Origin of the sequence: Collimonas sp. (genome assembly GCF_039923675.1) — a bacterium.
Classification (GTDB): domain Bacteria; phylum Pseudomonadota; class Gammaproteobacteria; order Burkholderiales; family Burkholderiaceae_D; genus Collimonas.
In genome coordinates, this window is record NZ_JBDTCG010000008.1 from 1 (window position 1) to 16,017 (window position 16,017).

The following is a 16,017-nucleotide window of genomic DNA, read 5'->3' on the forward strand; positions in this document are numbered from 1 at the left end:
CGGTAACACGGAAGTGGTGCGAGCGAAGCTGAACACCATGAAATCGCTCAATATCAGCGACAAGATTGAAGACATCCTGATCACGCTGACCAAGCAGTACCACATCATCCGTCCGGTCGAATCCGCCGGCGGCCTGTTCGTCTACCTGGTGCTGGTCAAGGATCGTGCGAATCTCGCGCTGGCGCGCCGCAAGGTCGCCGATGTCGAGTCCGAACTTTCCATTTGATTCTTGCAAACGAGGCGGCTGCCGTATGCCAACCGCTTCATTCGCACTTTACTTGGCGCCCCGCCGGCCTTAGTGCTATTGCTTCAATGATCGCCCCGCCCGAAGAATGGCAGAATTGATGATTGAAGGATCTTGGCAAAACAGGTTATTCAAACTGTTTTGCCAATTTTCCAGGTAATGGCACACTCAACCATTTTTGCACAATGCCATTCAGTTCATTATTCTTCTTCGCTTGTGTCAGCGCAGCATTGACGCTCGCCATCAACGCTGGCTCTTCCTTGAGCAGGCCTACGTAGCAGGCCGATTCCTGGATGACGTATTTCATTTGCGGCTTGTTTCCAGCCACTTTTTCCGCCAACGCAACGGCGACAAAATCGCCGGTGCCAACCAGTTGCACCTGCCCGGACAAATATGCCGAGATCATGCCATTGTTGTCTTCATAGCGCTTGATGGTGGCGCTCGCCGGCGCCGTGTCGGTTAGCTGGCTGTCCTGAAAGGTTCCGCGTGCGACGCCGATGGTTTTTCCTGCCAGGTCGGCGGGACCTGAGACCTTGATCCCCGCCGGGCCGAAAACGCTATTGTTATAGGGGGAATACGGCTGCGAAAAGGCGATGACTTTTTCGCGTTCGGCATTCTTGCCCAAGGTGGATATCACCAGATCGGCTTTGTGCGTCTGCAGATAGGCGATGCGGTTAGCGCTGCTGACTGGCACCAGCTCCAGCTTCAAACCCATATTCTTGGCAAGCAGCGCCGCAACGTCGATGTCGAGTCCTTGCAATTTCAAGTCCGGCGTGACGGAACCGAACGGCGCGAAATCCTGCGGCACGGCTACCCGCAGGATGCCGCGTTTCTGGACATCGCTCAAGCCGTCGGCGCGCGCATTCTGTGCGCCCACGACAAATATATTGAGGAACAGCAGAAGCAGTAGTTTTGCAAGTCTCATCAGATTCACCTGGATAAAGATGTTCGAGGCAGGGATAGTCTCGGCGCTTCAGGCAGTGTAACCGCGATCGGGCCGCGCGGACGTGCTTGCCGTCTTATGCAATAAATATGCCATTATTCGGGAAGGGAGACTGATTAACTCCAGTCCCATGCAACCACGCACCATTCCACCGCATCGACGCCGCCATGCGCGATTTCTCTGAACCCGACTTGCTGATGCGCGCGCAGGGAACGCGGATTGTTGACTGACACTTCAGTAACAATGAAATCAAAATCGGCGCGCATTTTCTCTCTCTGCGTTTCATAGAATTTCCTGCCCCCTTGCGCGGATGCAATGTCTGCACGGAGTTTCTGCTGCTCGGGCCTAATCCGGTGCTGCAGGTGCATCCGGCAGTGCGGCTTATTATCGCCGGCCAAGCGTCCGGCAAGAAGGTCCATTTTTCGGGGATCCCCTTCGAAGATGCCAACGACGAAAGGCTGCGCGACTGACTGGGGATTGATAGAAAGGTTTTTTACGACAAAAAAACGCTGGCTACAAGGCCAAGCAGGAATTTGGAAACCATCCCGCCACCGGTCTCGCTATTATTCGCCGCGCTAATCGCTTGTGCCGCAGCTTGCGCGTCCGTGGCGGTCATGGCAGCAGCGAATGCGGCTTCGTCGCAACGCTTGATGGTGGATTGGGTGGATTGGGTGGATTGGGTGGATTGGTCAGTTTTTTGTGCGGTCAAGCAGTCACGGCATTGCTGTGCCACGGCTGCATCCTCCGCCGGCGGGCCACCAGTATAAGTCAGCACAATACCCGGTAAAAATATGATCACACCAATGACAATCAGCATCGAGGGATTATTTTTTACTTTGCTTCCTTTATCGGATATAAGGATTACGGCCAGCTTACGTTACCGGAGGACGGTTCGCTAGATAACTGCAACCATCATAGCGCAGTCTGTTTGGAGCGCAGACTGTTAGCGCACCGGTGCTACCGGCGTCGGCGTGACACCGGTGAAATCCGTAACATTGACCTCAATGTCCATATAGGAAGACATGTCCACCCCTTTGCGTTGTGCCGGCACGAATACCGTGGCATAAAACATGGCTTCGAGACGCTCAACCGCCAACCCATCCATCTCGTCGGCCTGGAGGACATGGATATCTTTAACGACGCCATGCTTGTCAACATAGAGACGCAGCCGGATTGGCAAGCCGGTATTCGGTACTCCGTTCAGAACTTGACTATCAGGCTCGGAGACCGGTACCGCCGCAGGCTTCATCTCGCTGGACGGCAAGAAGGTCGAAGGTAGTTCGTCACGGGTATCGTTCCCTTGGTCGGCCAGTCCGGCTTTAGGGATGACATCGCCCAGCGCTCCGCTACCTTGCCGCGTTTTCCTCGCGACTACCGGCGTTATCGGATGAATTGGCAGCGCGGCCGATGCGGGGCTTGGAGCCTGGACGGCGGCAACCGCCTCGTCGAGTCCAACATACATTGTCATTTGCACCAACTGAGCATTTTCTCGGAAGTGCTGGCCGGACATCACTGCTTTGGCCGCCATAACCACAAGCAATAAATGCAGGCCGGTCGAAACGCTTAAGGAAAGCAGCGACAGACAGCGATTTCCTGCGCTCCATCGCGTTGAAGCACAATCCCCCATTTTCTTCAAAGCATCACCACTTGCCTCTTCCTGCCATCCTCAGTCGGAGGTGGGAATTTCGCGCCAATTCAGGCGTTTCAAGCTGCCGGCACCGCCGAACGATGCGGGAATTTTGCCAACCGTGCCCGATGAATTACCTTCCTGAACAATAAGTTTTCCACCCACATTATAAATCTCCAGATCTGTAATCAGCCCCCCCAGGCCAGTATAGGACGCGATTATATTCCCGCTGCTGTCGGTCAATACCGACTGGCCTGAACTGAAGCTCACCGCATAAGAATCATTAGAACTACTGGTGTCGCTGCAGACGTCGCCGGTCGGTAGATTTCCAGCAAAGGCGACGATGCCCGAATTAGCCTTAGAGGGAATATTGACAAGCTCGCCGGCCTTGAGATCAAAGTACCACCCCATCGGTTTCACCGTATTCGCAACGATCGCTTTCGTGATATCGAGATTTGCGACCATGTTGCTGCGGGTGATCGGAAATGAAATACCTTTAGGTAAAGTGGTCGACGTATAGAACGCACCAGGGCCGGATGTGCCATCAATGATCGAATAGAATGTCTGGGTCTGCGTAACCGGAATATCTGTGAACGACAACAACTTGCCAGTGCCAACCAGAACATAGCGTTTATAAGCATTTGGTTGAATTTCGATCAGCAGCGGCGTCGTCACCGGCTGCGCAACACCCGACGAGTCTGTCAGCGTGGCAATCTTGGTGGGGGCAGCATACGCACCGCTGGAAGGTGTGAGGTCTAGTCGCCATACGTTCCCCAGCAAGTCGCCTGCATAGACCGAATCGGCCGTACTATCGGTAAAGTCGGGAACGTAAGCCGAAGCATGCGCCAGCCCGGCGGGATTGGTGCTGGTGCCGGCACCGGTGGCTACGCGCTCCAGCAATGCCCCGTTCGCCGGATTGACGATATAGAAGTAACCGCCGCCGTCATCATTGTTATAGCCGGAAGTCAAAATCACCACCCAGCCGTATTTGCTGGTTTTTACAACTACAGGATCGCCATAAGAGTAGCCCATATGGGAGTCCGTGAATTCCCACAAGACCTTGCTGGCCACGGCAGTTTCACTGCTCCAGCTGGCCGGGTCCGTGACGTCTATTGCGTAATAGCCCTGGCCACCCTTACCGAGGCCGCCTATCAGGATCGACTTCCATGCGGCGTTTGCTTCGGTCGACATGTTGGTCGCATTTACCTGAACGTTAGTCAGATGCGTATCGATATCAAACACCAGAGGCGTACCGTCCACCAGGAAATGATGGGTAAAATCCAGCCGCCCTAGTGAGGCCAAGCCGGTGGTTGACGCGTTGGCTGTGCTGCCATAAACAAAACTCGGAACATAGGCAAACAACTCTTGGCCGCCGGTAGTAGTTAAAGAGCCATCAAAAGCGTGCATCATGCCGTCATTTGCGCCAACGTACACCACTGTCGCGCGGTTTTTATAGTTGCTCTGGTAAGCGGTATAGCCTGGATTCGAACTGTTCGAGAATGAACTTACGGGCGCTGCAACAGCAGTTGCCTTGGCATCGACGATGTCGCCCAGCAAAAAAGGACGCGTTCTATATATGCCGCCAGAACTGCTGGCTTCGAGGCTCTGGTTGCCACGCAAATAGGCCAGGTAATTCGCCGCCGACTGCGAAGTAGCCCCAACCCCGCTAATTTGAGCGAATGACGCATAGTTGGTCCGGCTGTTCAACTGCGATGAGTCATTCAGATTGGCGACCTGAAACGGCAATCCGGCGCCTGTGGTGGTGCAACAGGTCACAATTTGCCGGCTGGTTTGCGCTTGCAATACAGACTGCGCTCGCCACACCGGTAATGTGCTATACGTCGGATTTCCACTTGCATCGTAAGTGACCGTGCTGGCAATCACATCCCCGGTCCAGTTATCCGAATATTGCGTGGCATAGCTCAAGCTACCTGAAGCGACATTTGCCGAGGTGCTTGAAAAGGCAGTCCCCGAAGCGGTAATCGCATTGGAAATATTCGAAAATGCCGATTGCAAACCACTGACCATTTTATCCGCCTGCCCGGCACTGAAATAATTATCGGGCCGCTTGTTGGTGCCCCCTGTGCCGGTGACCGTGTCAGTGGTCGTATGCCACATAGCATCGGCCAGGGCAGTTGTGGTAGCAGGTGTAGTACCGAGCGTCAAAGTGCCTGTAGCATTGGTACTGGCATAGGGGACAAAATTCGCAGGTACGGTAAACCCGCCATATTTCGTCGCATAGTAAAACTGATTGTTATATGCATACGTTTGATATTCCTGAACGTCCAGCCAATAAGTCGAAATAGTCTGGATAGCACTCTTGGTTCCATTCGCATTCTTAAAACTGTTTGGCCGTATATCGTTAACGTGCGAATCGTAGGCAAGGCCGGCAATGAAGTTGGTAGAGCCATCCAAAATAAACGTTGTCTCAAGATTGGCAACTCCCTCCAGCGTACCCACCATTTTGGTTGCAGTAGTCACATTCACGGTGGTATCGGTTGGCATGGTGCTGGTTTCGTAACCACTATTGCCTGCGATCGTACTTCCGGGAAGATTGGCATCTGCATGGGTATTGACGTCCCCAATCCCCAGGATAAAATTCTTTTGGCAGCTGTACAGAATTGGATCGACCCAGCCGGACGCCTTGCTCTGATCTGTGCTGGTGCCGGTAATGACAGGGAATCCATCAAGCATTGCCGTAGTGGGGCTGGAGGTATACGTCGACCAGTTCCCGAGATTCTTGTAGTAGCGAATTCCTGCGTAATACAGTTCACTCACCGGATCGTAAGTTTTATATGTTTGAGAGGCCTCGCCAAATTTATTCAGATAGTTCATCACCCCACTATTAGTAACTCCCGAGGCTGTCGCATCAAGCGGATTCGGATTGACAACGAATGTGCCGTCCGTGGAACTCCATTCCGCCAAGGCGTTGGTGACATTGGGAGAGCCAGGTACGGGCTGCTGCGGGCCGATGTACTTCATATTCGCCCGCAGCACCCCGCCATCCCGGTTAATGGATGAATCATTCAGATAGCCGAATGCGCCGAATCTGATTTTCATCGCATATTGCTGCATCAAGCCTTGCGGCTTGTAATTGCTGCCATATGCCACACAATTGGATTCCAGGCCAACCGTGCTATTACAAACCTGGACTCGGACGTTGAGAGCATAAACTTGCGCTGCATCCGCCGTGTCACTGGTGCTTGACGTAACGTTAGTGGGGCTGAGTACGGTACAGGACTGTAAAAGATTATCGGATTTCTTAATAGCCGCGCACGCCGTCACTTGCGTAGACGGCAGCGGCGAAGAGTCGTAAGTTGTGACAGTCGTCGACTGACCGCACGAATTTTGAACCCATGCACTATACGTAGTCGGCTTCCTGCCCGTAATTGCCCGAGCGTAGATACAGGTTTGAGAAGGAGTTCCGCTATAAACATTCTTGTTCCCGCTTTGTCCTGTGTAATTTACTACCGTGTAGTTTCCCGAAGTACCATCCATGTCCAAGACGTTAGAAGGAATGCCGGAAACGTAAATTTGATTGGCCGTCCCCCAAATGCGGGATATTGCATAGTTCCACTTAAAAGGCGTCGCGCCGGTCAGGTCCGATGCGGGGCGTGATGCCGAAGGAATCGTCTTGTTCGGCGTCTCGCCGTTTCCTCCCTGCCCGGAGGCATACGCTTTTTCAAGAATGGTTGACGTTGCCGTATCAACTGACCGGTATCCCCCTGTCAGCGCCCAGCGAAACGAATCAATCGTCTGCATACTCGCCCAATTCAACCAATTACCGCTCCATAACGGATTGGTCGCGGTGCTAGTACATGCGTGACTGGTTGCGGCCCCAGACGGTACAAAATAGCCGTTCGCCGGTGCAATCGTATCGAATTTATAGGTATAGCATTTGGCGCCGTCAAAATAGCCCAGATAAGTTGTCGCAGGCGTATAGGGATTGGTCGTGTATGGATAGGCCTGGCTCAAAGCGGTTGGATATTCAACAGACAGAGACAGCAGAAGATTTCCTGGAACGGTGATGGAAGAGAAAATGGGCGCATCGGAAAGCGTAGTCGCCGCGTGGCCCGACAAAGGCAGCAACACCATACTGGCAACGGCAAGGGATCGAGAAAAAGCACATCGAAAAAAACCAGCCGCTCGCCGAAAGAAAGATATGGTCGCCATGTTGAAACTCCAGTGATGTTCTTGAACTTTGTAGAACGTGCGCTCAGATTGAGAACGTTGTTTGTAAGAATGTTTGGGTGCTGCGAGGACCGGTAACCCGCACGCTGATGCGGTATACCGGCGGCGTGGGAGCAGTGGCTCTGGAGCCATCGGGGGTGCCGCCTTTATCGCCATAGGAGCCGACAATACAGGTAGCCGTACTGGCTGCCCCGGACGCCGAACACAGGCGGTCGATCACATAGCGGATCGTCACCTTGCTGGTGGCATCGGTTATATCCTGACCCGCGCCCAAGCCGGCGGTGGTCCATGCGATATCATTGAGTAGTACTGTTGGAATTCCATGACCATCGGTAGCCTGGAGCGAGGAAAAATAATTGCTGCTCTTCAGGTCGCTTTGGCGGGTGGTGTCAGACGTTAATGCGCCGGTCCCTTTCATGGAAAGAATGGCTGCCGCCATCCCGCGCTCACCCTGGTTAACCAAATCCCGCTTGAATGCCATGTTGCCGGATAATAGTTGTGAAGCATCGAATGAACGTACCAGGGCAATTCCTGAAATCATCAATATGATCAAGGCAAACAGGGTCACTATCAGGATGATTCCGCGTTGGTTATTAAGGCGGATTGCCACATATTGCGGAGCACGGTGACGAAAGTAGGTAGGCGCAGATTTCATGGCTCAATTTAACAGCAGTGAATTGCGGAGTGGAATGGTCGACTCGATAATGCGATATCGATAATTTTGCTCGGTCGTACTCAGGTTTCGCGTAAAGGTCAGCGTGGCGCCCAGATCCGAAAATAAGGTCAGCGGTCCTGTGGTCGCGGGTGCCACGGGCGATACCGGCGCTTTTTCCGACAGCGAGGTTCGCATGATCAGGCCAAGCCGAATCGCTTTGATTGTCAAGAGTGTGCTATTTGCTGCGGCTGTGCCGCTTTCCAGCGTGAGGTAGTCATAACCGGCGGTAGATGGATCCACCCATTTATCCACCTTGCCATCGTTGTCTGTATCTACGCCGTACAGCGCATGCATTTCAAAAACGCCATCTGCCGTTGGTATCGGCGTATCGGGCGTCCCCCCCTGCAGCAAATCGTATTGATACAGCACATTATTCTCCCCAACCCCGAACAACTGGAAAGCCGGAGGGTTGCCGGTCGGATTACCGATGCCCATGGCAAGGGCGTTGTTCGAATAACTTGTCACACTTTGCGAAACGCTGCCAGCGGCAATCGGGTTAGCATAATAGGCGCCGGCCAGCGGCAACGCCGTACCTGCGACGCCGGCAGTAAAGGTCGGGTTGACCTGCTCGATCATGCAAGGCAATGCCCCGCTGGCGCCTGCCTGATCGGCAATAAGGACGAGATCACTTGGGTTGAACGACAAGGTACTTTGCAAATTGAGCTGCGCTGCGTCTGCTGTACTGGTGAACGCTGTCGGCACCTCGCCGTAGCCGGCCGATCCTGACATGACGATGAGCGCATCCGATGTCGCTCCGCTTATCTTGGGCGTAGTCATCCCTTTCGCGATGATCATCGGCGCCAGTACGTATGACCCGCCCAACGCTTTACTCAGGACATCGAAGGGCTTGGCCATGGTGCCGCCAGGAAAAGGAAGGATCACGCCGCTGGCCGTCGTCGAGGCATACAACTGGCATCCGAACGACTGCAGGTAACTCTGGGAAAAGCCGGAGCCTGCGTTACGCACAGCCTTTTCAAGCTGGAACATCGCAAAATTTCCCGACTGGTTGATATCGTTCACGGAAGTCAACGTGCGCTTTTTCCCTTCGCTGGTCGACATCACGCCAAAAATGGCAAGCGACATCACAAGAACGATGGCGATGACCACCATTAATTCCATCAGGCCGAATCCGTGCTGGCGCTTATGCGCAGGAAATGTCTGTTTCATGGCATGGCGACCTGAGTGAGATAGCTATCTGTGGTTTTGCTTGATGGCTCCTGCCAGGTAATCGTGATCGTCGCTACACCGCTGGAATCCGTGGCAACTGTTCCCTTACCGCCAGGCAGACCGGAAATAGTGGAATTAGCCACCCGCGTTTCCCATGCGGTCGTAGATGGCGCTAACGTTTTTTGTGTCCACATCGCTGCAATCATTTCGTTTGCCATGAGCGCGGCACGGGTGCGATCTTCAGCGCCATATGAAACCTTGACTGCGTTCGCCTGCATGCTGACCAATCCAAGAATCCCGAATGAAAATATCAGCATGGAGATCAGTACTTCAATGAGTAGCATGCCTGACTGGTCATGACGATTGATTTGCATAGTCTTCATGGGCAACCATCCGGTGCATCTGTCAACGATCTGGTGGTGTCACACATACGCACCTGGCCGCCGAGACCCACCATGACCCGTAGCGGATGCGTGGCGCCGGTGCGTGTGACGTCGTAGCTGATGTAAGTCATATTTGCGGCAGGAGCCGCGCACACTGCCCCGAACGAGGCGCTTGTGGAGGCGTTATTATTGGCAACTACACGCCCCATCGAATTGAAGCAAACCACGGAAGTTCCGGTGATGCTCACTCCCGGGGCTAAATTACCTAACGCTGCTCCCTGCACAAAACCATTGGCGTCAAGGCTTTCGCCTGTATATGCCGGCAAGAGTTGAATGTACCAATTGCTGCCGATAGCGCTGGCCGTAGCATTCGCTTTAATAGGAGCCGCAGAGGTCAACACAAAGGCTGCCTGGTGACTTCTCCGGACCGCCTCGGCCTGCGCCGCCCGCAAACCGTTTTGCAGTCCCTCCGCAACGCTACGGACTTTTGAATTACTCAGCCAGCCAACAAACGAAGGCACCCCCATCAGCAGTAATGTCGTCATCACCGTCAATGTGATTGCGAGCTCTATCAGGGTAAAACCATGCCGCCCTCGCGCAAGGGATAGCTTTAACACACCGTCCCTCTCTTGGTGATCCAGCATGCATAATTCGCCAAGCCCCATGCTGTTCCAGCTGTTGATGTCTGGACGTTAGCATCCGTTATCGAAAAAATAAAACCGGTAGTAGCCGCAACGGAACCGGTGGCGACGAGGGTATAACTGGTCGCTGTCGCCGCTGGATTGCAAGTCATCTGAAAATATTTGAGGCCGCCGTTAAGTGCGGTCAGGCTGGTGGCGTCGCATGGCGACAGAACCGTCCCGACAGTAAGATAAGTACGATTGTCCTGATAAAACTGTTCCATGTTTGCACGGGTCGCCGACAGGGTATTGGTCGCCTCTGTCAGTTTTCCGCGCAACACATAATCGCTGTAGTTTGGCAAGGCAATCGCCGCCAGAATGGCAATGATCGCCACCACGATCATCACCTCTATGAGCGTAAACCCGGATCGTGCGCGAACAATGCGTTGGAATGAATTGGCGTACATGTAAATGCCTCGTCTTTGTTTAATTTAGTTGTCCGGTTTGGTTTTCTAACCAACACCGCGTCAACACAAGAATTGGCAACGCCAGACATGCGATCACCGTTTGAAGCTTCATCGATAAAACTACTCAGTGATAATATTTATATGCGGAAATTATTGTAATAATAAAATCCCTCAAACCCCATCAGGAAAAGATGATTTTTCGGTAGGATTTTCCCTACAGAAACGAATCGAAATGTCGTACTAGGGGAGCCGTGGCGACTTGCGAGATTCGCCTCTTCAGCTAGCGCGGAAAATACCGGTCAGTGAACCTCCTGAACCAACACATAGCCGGAGAGTGTCAAAAAAGACAATGAACGAAGTTTATTTTCTAGCCAGCCTGCCGATTCAGCGTTGCGGAAAATAGCGCACTCGTTCGCGCCGAATTTGCATATACATGCTCAAAATGATTCGTTCCGCTCTCCCGCACATCCCCGCATTATTGACGGAAAGTCAATTGAGAGCCGCCCATGAATTCATCCTTCCAGAGCGCTGTAGCGCATCTCCCGAGCCATACTGACCAAAGTGCTGGCACTGCAGAGGACAAACGGCTGCCAGCCGTAACCTGGTGGTCGCGGCTGGAGCTGCCAACCTGGGGACTGATCGCCATGATCTACAGCGGCTGGCTGGCCTGCGTGCTGCATTGGCAAGCGCTTGGATCGTGGCTGGGAACGCCATTGCTGATTGTCCTGACTGCCTGGTACATGTCGCTGCAGCACGAACTGATCCACGGCCACCCGAGCGCCAATGCACGCTTCAACGCCCTGCTTGGCCAGTTGCCGCTGGCGGTGTGGTATCCGTATGCGGTATACCGCGACAGCCATCTGGGCCATCACCATAACGAGACCCTGACGCTGCCCGGCGTCGATCCGGAAACCTATTACGTATCGCAAACAACGCAAACAGCGCAAGCCGGCGGTAACCAGCGCAGCTTGCAGTTGCGGCGTTTTCGCAACACATCGGCCGGCCGCCTGCTGATCGGCCCGGCGCTGGCGTGGTCGCAAACCATCCGTGCGGCGTGGCTGGCGCGCGACCGTAAAACTGTAATTACCTGGGGCGGCCACGGCTTGTTGCTGGCCGGTTTGCTGGTCCTGCTGCAGCGCGCCGGCATCTCGCCGCTGTACTACGTGCTGGCGATTGCCTATCCGGCGCTGAGCCTGACCATGGTGCGCTCCCTGTTTGAACACCGGGCGGTCGATGCAGAACATGCGCGCTCGGTCATCAACGAGGCGGCGTGGCCGTGGCGCATATTGTTCCTGAATCTGAATTATCATCTGGTACATCACCTGCATCCCGGACTGCCCTGGTTCCATCTGCGGCTGGCCTACCTGGCCAAACGCGAAACTTACCTGGAACAATCCGAAGGTTTTGTCGAACACGGTTACCTGCCCTTGCTGTGGCGCTATCGCAGCACGCCGGTGATTGCCGATGTTCATCCCTTTGCCTGAACCTGCACATTGAAAGCAACATGAATCTGTTCATTCGCCAACTGACCGCCGTTCTCGCCTTTTCTTTGCTAGCTTCTCACGCGCAGGCAGCCGACCCGATCCGGGTAGGTTCAAAAATCGATACCGAAGGCGCGCTGCTGGGCAACATGATCCAGCTGGTGCTGGAAGCGAACGGCATCAAGACAGTCAACCGGCAACAGCTAGGCACCACCAAGGTCGTGCGCGGCGCGCTGCTGGCCGGCGATATCGACATCTATCCGGAATACACCGGCAACGGCGCTTTTTTCTTTTCCGACGGTAGCAACCCGGTCTGGAAAAATGCCGGCAACGGCTATCAGCTGGTGAAAAAACTGGATTTCGATAAAAACCACGTGGTGTGGCTGACGCCTTCGCCCGCCAACAATACCTGGCTGATTGCGATCCGCAAGGAAATCGCGCAAGCCAACAAACTCAAGACCATGGCCGACCTGGGGCACTGGATCAGCCAGGGCGGCAAGATCAAGCTGGCCGCCTCGGCCGAATTCATCGAGCGGCCGGATGCCTTGCCGGCGTTCGAAGGCGCGTATGGTTTCAAGCTGAAGCAGGACCAACTGCTGACCCTGGCCGGTGGCGACACCGCAGCCACCATCAAGGCGGCTGCGGAACAGACATCCGGCGTCAACGCCGCCATGGTCTACGGCACCGACGGCGCGGTGGCGGCGCTGGGCCTGGTGACCCTGGACGACGTCAAGGCGGTACAGCCGGTCTATGCGCCAACTCCGGTGATCCGCAGCGATGCGCTGGCCAGGCAACCGAAGATCGCCGAGCTGCTGAAGCCGGTGTTCAACTCGCTGGATAGCATGACCCTGCAAAAACTCAACGCCGGCATCGCCATCGAGGGCCGCGACGCCCGCAAAGTCGCCGGCGATTATCTGCGCAGCAAAGGCTTTATTCAATGACGGCGGAGCGCCTTGCGGACCTGCCGCCGCACTCTGTCAAACTGTCGCTACCGTCCACCAAGCTGCAAAATCCGGTGCATCTGTTGCTCGCGGCGTTGGCGCTCCTCGCCGGCGCGACCTTGCCGCTCCTCACGTTCGCCCCCAACCGGCTGCTCAGCGGCCACGGTATCTATCTGAGCGAACTGGCCGACCACCCCAGCCGGTATTGGCTGCTGGCGATACCGGCCCTGCCCTTGCTAGCCGCGCCCTGGTTGCGCGCTTCACGCGCCAGCCAGATCTTGCTAGTGGTTTCAACCGCACTGCTCAGCGTCGGCCTGCTGGCAATCGCCGGCCAGGAGGCCCAACTACGCAGCGGCGCGGCCGATTCATTGGCGCGAGTCTCGTTTGGCGGCGCTTTCTGGGTCCTTGTCCTGACCGCATGGCTGCAGCTGGCCGAAGCGCTGCGCGGGCTGCGGCTCCCCTTGCCGGCCCAGGTTGCGGTGGTGCTGGCGGCGGCGTTGCCGGCCATCGGATTGCTGCCGGCGGGCCAACTGCACAGTCTTTCGCTGCTCAAGGAATATCACAATCACTTGGAAACCTTCGATCTGGCCCTGTTGCGCCATGTGCAACTGGTGCTGTTTTCGGTGCTGCCGGCGGTCTTGATCGGCACGACCTTCGGTGTCTTGTCGTTCCGCAACCGGCGTCTGCACAAACTCCTGTTTCCAGTCTTGAACGTGATCCAGACGATTCCATCGATTGCCTTGTTCGGCTTGCTGATCGGGCCGCTGACCTTGCTTGGTCTGTTGCTGCCGCGCTCGGGAATCAGCGGCGTCGGCATGTCGCCGGCGTTGCTGGCGCTGGTCCTTTACTCGCTGCTGCCGATGACCCGTAGCGCCCTGGCCGGCCTGGAACAGGTGCCGGCCTCGGTGCGTGAAGCGGCGCGCGGCATCGGCATGTCGGCATCGCAGATCTTTTTCAAGGTAGAACTGCCACTGGCGTTGCCGGTATTCCTCAACGGCGTCCGCGTCACCACGGTACAGGCAGTGGGGCTGGTCGAAGTGGCGGCGCTGATCGGTGCCGGCGGCTTTGGCACACTGATGTTCCAGGGCATGGCCAGCAGTGCGCTGGATCTGGTGCTATTGGGCGTGATCCCTGTCGTCCTGCTGGCGATTGGCGTCGATGCCGCCTTCAAGGTGGTGATTTCATTGTTGACTACGGAAGTTCAGGAAAATCGATGATTGAAATCGACAATATCAATAAAACCTTCGACGGCCGCGCAGCGGTCAGCGAACTGTCGTTGACGATCAATGCCGGCGAGCTGGTGGTGTTGATCGGCAGTTCCGGCTCAGGAAAATCGACATTCCTGAAGCTGCTTAACCGTCTGCTGGAACCTGATAGCGGCAGCATCCAGCTGCATGGAAAAGATATTGCAGACTATTCGCCGGAACAGTTGCGGCGTCGCATCGGCTACGCCATCCAGTCGGTCGGCCTGTTTCCGCACTGGACCGTGGAGCAAAACATCGCTGCCGTGCCGACCCTGCTGAAATGGCCAAAAGCGCGCATCCGGGAAAGAGTCAGCGAACTGTTGGCGCTATTCCACCTGGCGCCGGACGTATTCCTTCAGCGTTATCCGCACCAGCTCTCGGGCGGCCAGCAGCAAAGAGTCGGCGTCGCCCGTGCATTGGCGGCTGACCCGGAAGTGCTGCTGATGGACGAGCCGTTCGGCGCCCTCGATCCGGTCACCCGTGCCAGCTTGCAGCAGGAACTTGCCAGCATCCACGCCCTGTCGGGCAAGACCATCGTGCTGGTCACCCATGACATCGATGAAGCACTGGCGCTGGGTGAACGGATTGTATTGATGGATCAGGGCCGCATCGTGCAGCAAGGGACGCCACGCGATTTCCTGCTTACGCCAGCCAACGATTTCGTGCGTGGCTTTGTCGGCCAGAGCGATGTCGGCATCCGCCTGCTTGGCCTGGACAAGATCGCAGACCGGGTGCGGCGCACCGAACCAGCGATTTCCGGCGAGCCGATCCGCAGCAACGGCAGCTTGCGCGAAGCGCTGTCCGCTTTCATCACGCGCAAGGTAGACATCCTGCCGGTGGTGGACGAGCATGGCCAGCCTGCAGGCGTATTGCATTTCGCCGATTTGCTGGCGGCGCGGACATGAGCCTGGTTAGCCAACCACGCGGCGGCCTGTATCGCCGCCATCGCCATCGTTGGCTCGCCATCAGTAGCCTGCTGCTGATCGGGCTTACCTTCGGCATGCCGCTGGCAACGCCGCTGTTTCACGCCATTTTTCCTGAATTGGAACGGCCTCTTTATTTGCAGGAATCATTTTTCGGACTGGTTCTGGCCCATCTGCGCATCGTTGCGATATCGGGCGGCATCGCCGTACTGGCAGGCATCGGCACCGGTCTGCTGGTGACCCGCCCTGCGGGCAAAGCTTTTCGTTCCCTGCTCGAAACGGTGCTCGCCATCAGCCAGTCGTTCCCGCCGGTGGCGGTGCTGGCGGTGGCCGTGCCGCTGGTCGGTTTTGGCGAAACTCCCGCGCTGATCGCGCTGGTGATGTATGGCATTCTGCCGGTGGCGCAAGGCGCCATGACAGGCTTGTCCTCGATTCCCCAGCCGATCCTGGAAGTGGCGCGCGGCATCGGCATGAGCCGCCGCCAGATTCTGTGGCGGGTGGAACTGCCGCTGGCGGCGCCGGTGATACTGGCCGGCGTGCGGACCTCGGTCGTGATCAATATCGGCACGGCGGCGGTTGCCTCCACGGTGGGCGCCAAAACGCTGGGCTTGCCGATTATTGTCGGCCTCAGCGGCTTCAACACCGCCTATGTCATCCAAGGTGCACTGCTGGTCGGTTTGCTGGCCATCGTCGCCGACCAGCTGTTCGAATTGCTGGCACAAAGATGGTCGCCGCAGTCCAATGACCGCCTGCAACACCGGAGCCACGCATGATTTGCGCGCTGCCGATGTATCCGTTTCCGGAGGAGGCGCTGCGCACTTTCTGGAGCGCATTGCGCCAGGCTTTGCAAGGCGCAGGCATGCATGACGTGCCGTTCGCGCTGGCCCAGCCGGACGATCTGTTGCAGCATTGGCAGCAAAGCGATCTGTTGTTGAGCCAGTCATGCGGCTATCCGGTCTCCACCCTGCTGTGCGGCAAGGTGCAAGTCGTCGGCGCCTTTCATTTTGAGGTGCCCGGCTGTCAACAAAGCGCCTACAGCAGCAGCTTGCTGGTGCGGAAGGAGGACCGCGC

Annotated in this window: 15 protein-coding genes and 2 pseudogenes; 7 read left to right on the forward strand and 10 right to left on the reverse strand. The window is 56.1% G+C overall.

What is annotated here, in order from left to right; all coding sequences use genetic code 11:
* Positions 1 to 226: pseudogene (locus ABI171_RS01455) on the forward strand (hypothetical protein); the annotation flags it as partial.
* 145 nt (positions 227 to 371) lie between these two features.
* Here ABI171_RS01455 and ABI171_RS01460 read toward each other — a convergent pair.
* The 10 genes from ABI171_RS01460 to ABI171_RS01505 form a co-directional block, all read right to left on the reverse strand.
* The gene (locus ABI171_RS01460; RefSeq protein WP_348090853.1) at positions 372 to 1,169 is read right to left on the reverse strand and encodes a transporter substrate-binding domain-containing protein; all 798 of its coding nucleotides are present in this window, start codon (positions 1,167 to 1,169) and stop codon (positions 372 to 374) included.
* 134 nt (positions 1,170 to 1,303) lie between these two features.
* A complete protein-coding gene (locus ABI171_RS01465; RefSeq protein WP_348090854.1) occupies positions 1,304 to 1,606 on the reverse strand; it encodes a hypothetical protein in 303 nt (100 codons plus the stop codon).
* Between the two features lie 74 nt (positions 1,607 to 1,680).
* Entirely contained in the window at positions 1,681 to 2,004 is a 324-nt protein-coding gene (locus tag ABI171_RS01470; protein ID WP_348090855.1) for a hypothetical protein, read from the reverse strand.
* 126 nt (positions 2,005 to 2,130) lie between these two features.
* Positions 2,131 to 2,823 (reverse strand): hypothetical protein, encoded by a 693-nt coding sequence (locus tag ABI171_RS01475; RefSeq protein ID WP_348090856.1) that lies wholly within the window; start codon positions 2,821 to 2,823, stop codon positions 2,131 to 2,133.
* A gap of 30 nt (positions 2,824 to 2,853) precedes the next feature.
* On the reverse strand, positions 2,854 to 6,987 hold the full coding sequence (locus tag ABI171_RS01480) for a PilC/PilY family type IV pilus protein (protein WP_348090857.1): 4,134 nt from the start codon (positions 6,985 to 6,987) through the stop codon (positions 2,854 to 2,856).
* Positions 6,988 to 7,030: 43 nt separating this feature from the next.
* Entirely contained in the window at positions 7,031 to 7,660 is a 630-nt protein-coding gene (locus tag ABI171_RS01485; RefSeq protein WP_348090858.1) for a hypothetical protein, read from the reverse strand.
* A 3-nt stretch (positions 7,661 to 7,663) separates the two neighbouring features.
* Positions 7,664 to 8,887, reverse strand: coding sequence for a PilW family protein (locus ABI171_RS01490; protein ID WP_348090859.1), 1,224 nt, complete (start codon positions 8,885 to 8,887; stop codon positions 7,664 to 7,666).
* Positions 8,884 to 9,270: a type IV pilus modification protein PilV gene (gene pilV / locus ABI171_RS01495; protein WP_348090860.1), complete on the reverse strand. Its 387-nt coding sequence runs from the start codon at positions 9,268 to 9,270 to the stop codon at positions 8,884 to 8,886. Before pilV ends, ABI171_RS01490 begins: the two co-directional genes overlap by 4 nt.
* The gene (locus tag ABI171_RS01500) at positions 9,267 to 9,914 is read right to left on the reverse strand and encodes a prepilin-type N-terminal cleavage/methylation domain-containing protein (protein WP_348090861.1); all 648 of its coding nucleotides are present in this window, start codon (positions 9,912 to 9,914) and stop codon (positions 9,267 to 9,269) included. Before ABI171_RS01500 ends, pilV begins: the two co-directional genes overlap by 4 nt.
* Positions 9,881 to 10,357, reverse strand: coding sequence for a type IV pilin protein (locus ABI171_RS01505; protein WP_348090862.1), 477 nt, complete (start codon positions 10,355 to 10,357; stop codon positions 9,881 to 9,883). The genes ABI171_RS01500 and ABI171_RS01505 overlap by 34 nt, the downstream gene beginning before the upstream one ends.
* Before the next feature lie 506 nt (positions 10,358 to 10,863).
* Here ABI171_RS01505 and ABI171_RS01510 point away from each other — a divergent pair.
* The 6 genes and pseudogenes from ABI171_RS01510 to ABI171_RS01535 form a co-directional block, all read left to right on the forward strand.
* Entirely contained in the window at positions 10,864 to 11,841 is a 978-nt protein-coding gene (locus tag ABI171_RS01510) for a fatty acid desaturase (protein WP_348090863.1), read from the forward strand.
* Positions 11,842 to 11,861: 20 nt separating this feature from the next.
* Complete coding sequence (locus ABI171_RS01515) at positions 11,862 to 12,779, forward strand: ABC transporter substrate-binding protein (protein ID WP_348090864.1); 918 nt, start codon at positions 11,862 to 11,864, stop codon at positions 12,777 to 12,779.
* Positions 12,776 to 13,996: an ABC transporter permease gene (locus tag ABI171_RS01520; RefSeq protein ID WP_348090865.1), complete on the forward strand. Its 1,221-nt coding sequence runs from the start codon at positions 12,776 to 12,778 to the stop codon at positions 13,994 to 13,996. The genes ABI171_RS01515 and ABI171_RS01520 overlap by 4 nt, the downstream gene beginning before the upstream one ends.
* Positions 13,993 to 14,928, forward strand: a complete 936-nt coding sequence (locus ABI171_RS01525; RefSeq protein WP_348090866.1) for an ABC transporter ATP-binding protein — start codon at positions 13,993 to 13,995, stop codon at positions 14,926 to 14,928. Before ABI171_RS01520 ends, ABI171_RS01525 begins: the two co-directional genes overlap by 4 nt.
* Positions 14,925 to 15,719: an ABC transporter permease gene (locus ABI171_RS01530; RefSeq protein ID WP_348090867.1), complete on the forward strand. Its 795-nt coding sequence runs from the start codon at positions 14,925 to 14,927 to the stop codon at positions 15,717 to 15,719. Before ABI171_RS01525 ends, ABI171_RS01530 begins: the two co-directional genes overlap by 4 nt.
* Positions 15,716 to 16,017 (forward strand): annotated as a pseudogene (locus ABI171_RS01535) (phosphate ABC transporter substrate-binding protein); the annotation flags it as partial. The gene ABI171_RS01530 and the pseudogene ABI171_RS01535, both read left to right, overlap by 4 nt.

Excerpts from the sequence above, each read along its gene's own strand:
- ABI171_RS01485 (WP_348090858.1), bottom strand. The coding sequence starts at position 7,660 with ATGAAATCTGCGCCTACCTACTTTCGTCACCGTGCTCCGCAATATGTG.
- ABI171_RS01530 (WP_348090867.1), top strand. The coding sequence starts at position 14,925 with ATGAGCCTGGTTAGCCAACCACGCGGCGGCCTGTATCGCCGCCATCGC.
- ABI171_RS01480 (WP_348090857.1), bottom strand. The coding sequence starts at position 6,987 with ATGGCGACCATATCTTTCTTTCGGCGAGCGGCTGGTTTTTTTCGATGT.
- pilV (WP_348090860.1), bottom strand. The coding sequence starts at position 9,270 with ATGAAGACTATGCAAATCAATCGTCATGACCAGTCAGGCATGCTACTC.
- ABI171_RS01460 (WP_348090853.1), bottom strand. The coding sequence starts at position 1,169 with ATGAGACTTGCAAAACTACTGCTTCTGCTGTTCCTCAATATATTTGTC.
- ABI171_RS01510 (WP_348090863.1), top strand. The coding sequence starts at position 10,864 with ATGAATTCATCCTTCCAGAGCGCTGTAGCGCATCTCCCGAGCCATACT.
- ABI171_RS01500 (WP_348090861.1), bottom strand. The coding sequence starts at position 9,914 with ATGCTGGATCACCAAGAGAGGGACGGTGTGTTAAAGCTATCCCTTGCG.
- ABI171_RS01515 (WP_348090864.1), top strand. The coding sequence starts at position 11,862 with ATGAATCTGTTCATTCGCCAACTGACCGCCGTTCTCGCCTTTTCTTTG.
- ABI171_RS01505 (WP_348090862.1), bottom strand. The coding sequence starts at position 10,357 with ATGTACGCCAATTCATTCCAACGCATTGTTCGCGCACGATCCGGGTTT.
- ABI171_RS01470 (WP_348090855.1), bottom strand. The coding sequence starts at position 2,004 with ATGCTGATTGTCATTGGTGTGATCATATTTTTACCGGGTATTGTGCTG.
- ABI171_RS01520 (WP_348090865.1), top strand. The coding sequence starts at position 12,776 with ATGACGGCGGAGCGCCTTGCGGACCTGCCGCCGCACTCTGTCAAACTG.
- ABI171_RS01465 (WP_348090854.1), bottom strand. The coding sequence starts at position 1,606 with ATGGACCTTCTTGCCGGACGCTTGGCCGGCGATAATAAGCCGCACTGC.
- ABI171_RS01525 (WP_348090866.1), top strand. The coding sequence starts at position 13,993 with ATGATTGAAATCGACAATATCAATAAAACCTTCGACGGCCGCGCAGCG.
- ABI171_RS01490 (WP_348090859.1), bottom strand. The coding sequence starts at position 8,887 with ATGAAACAGACATTTCCTGCGCATAAGCGCCAGCACGGATTCGGCCTG.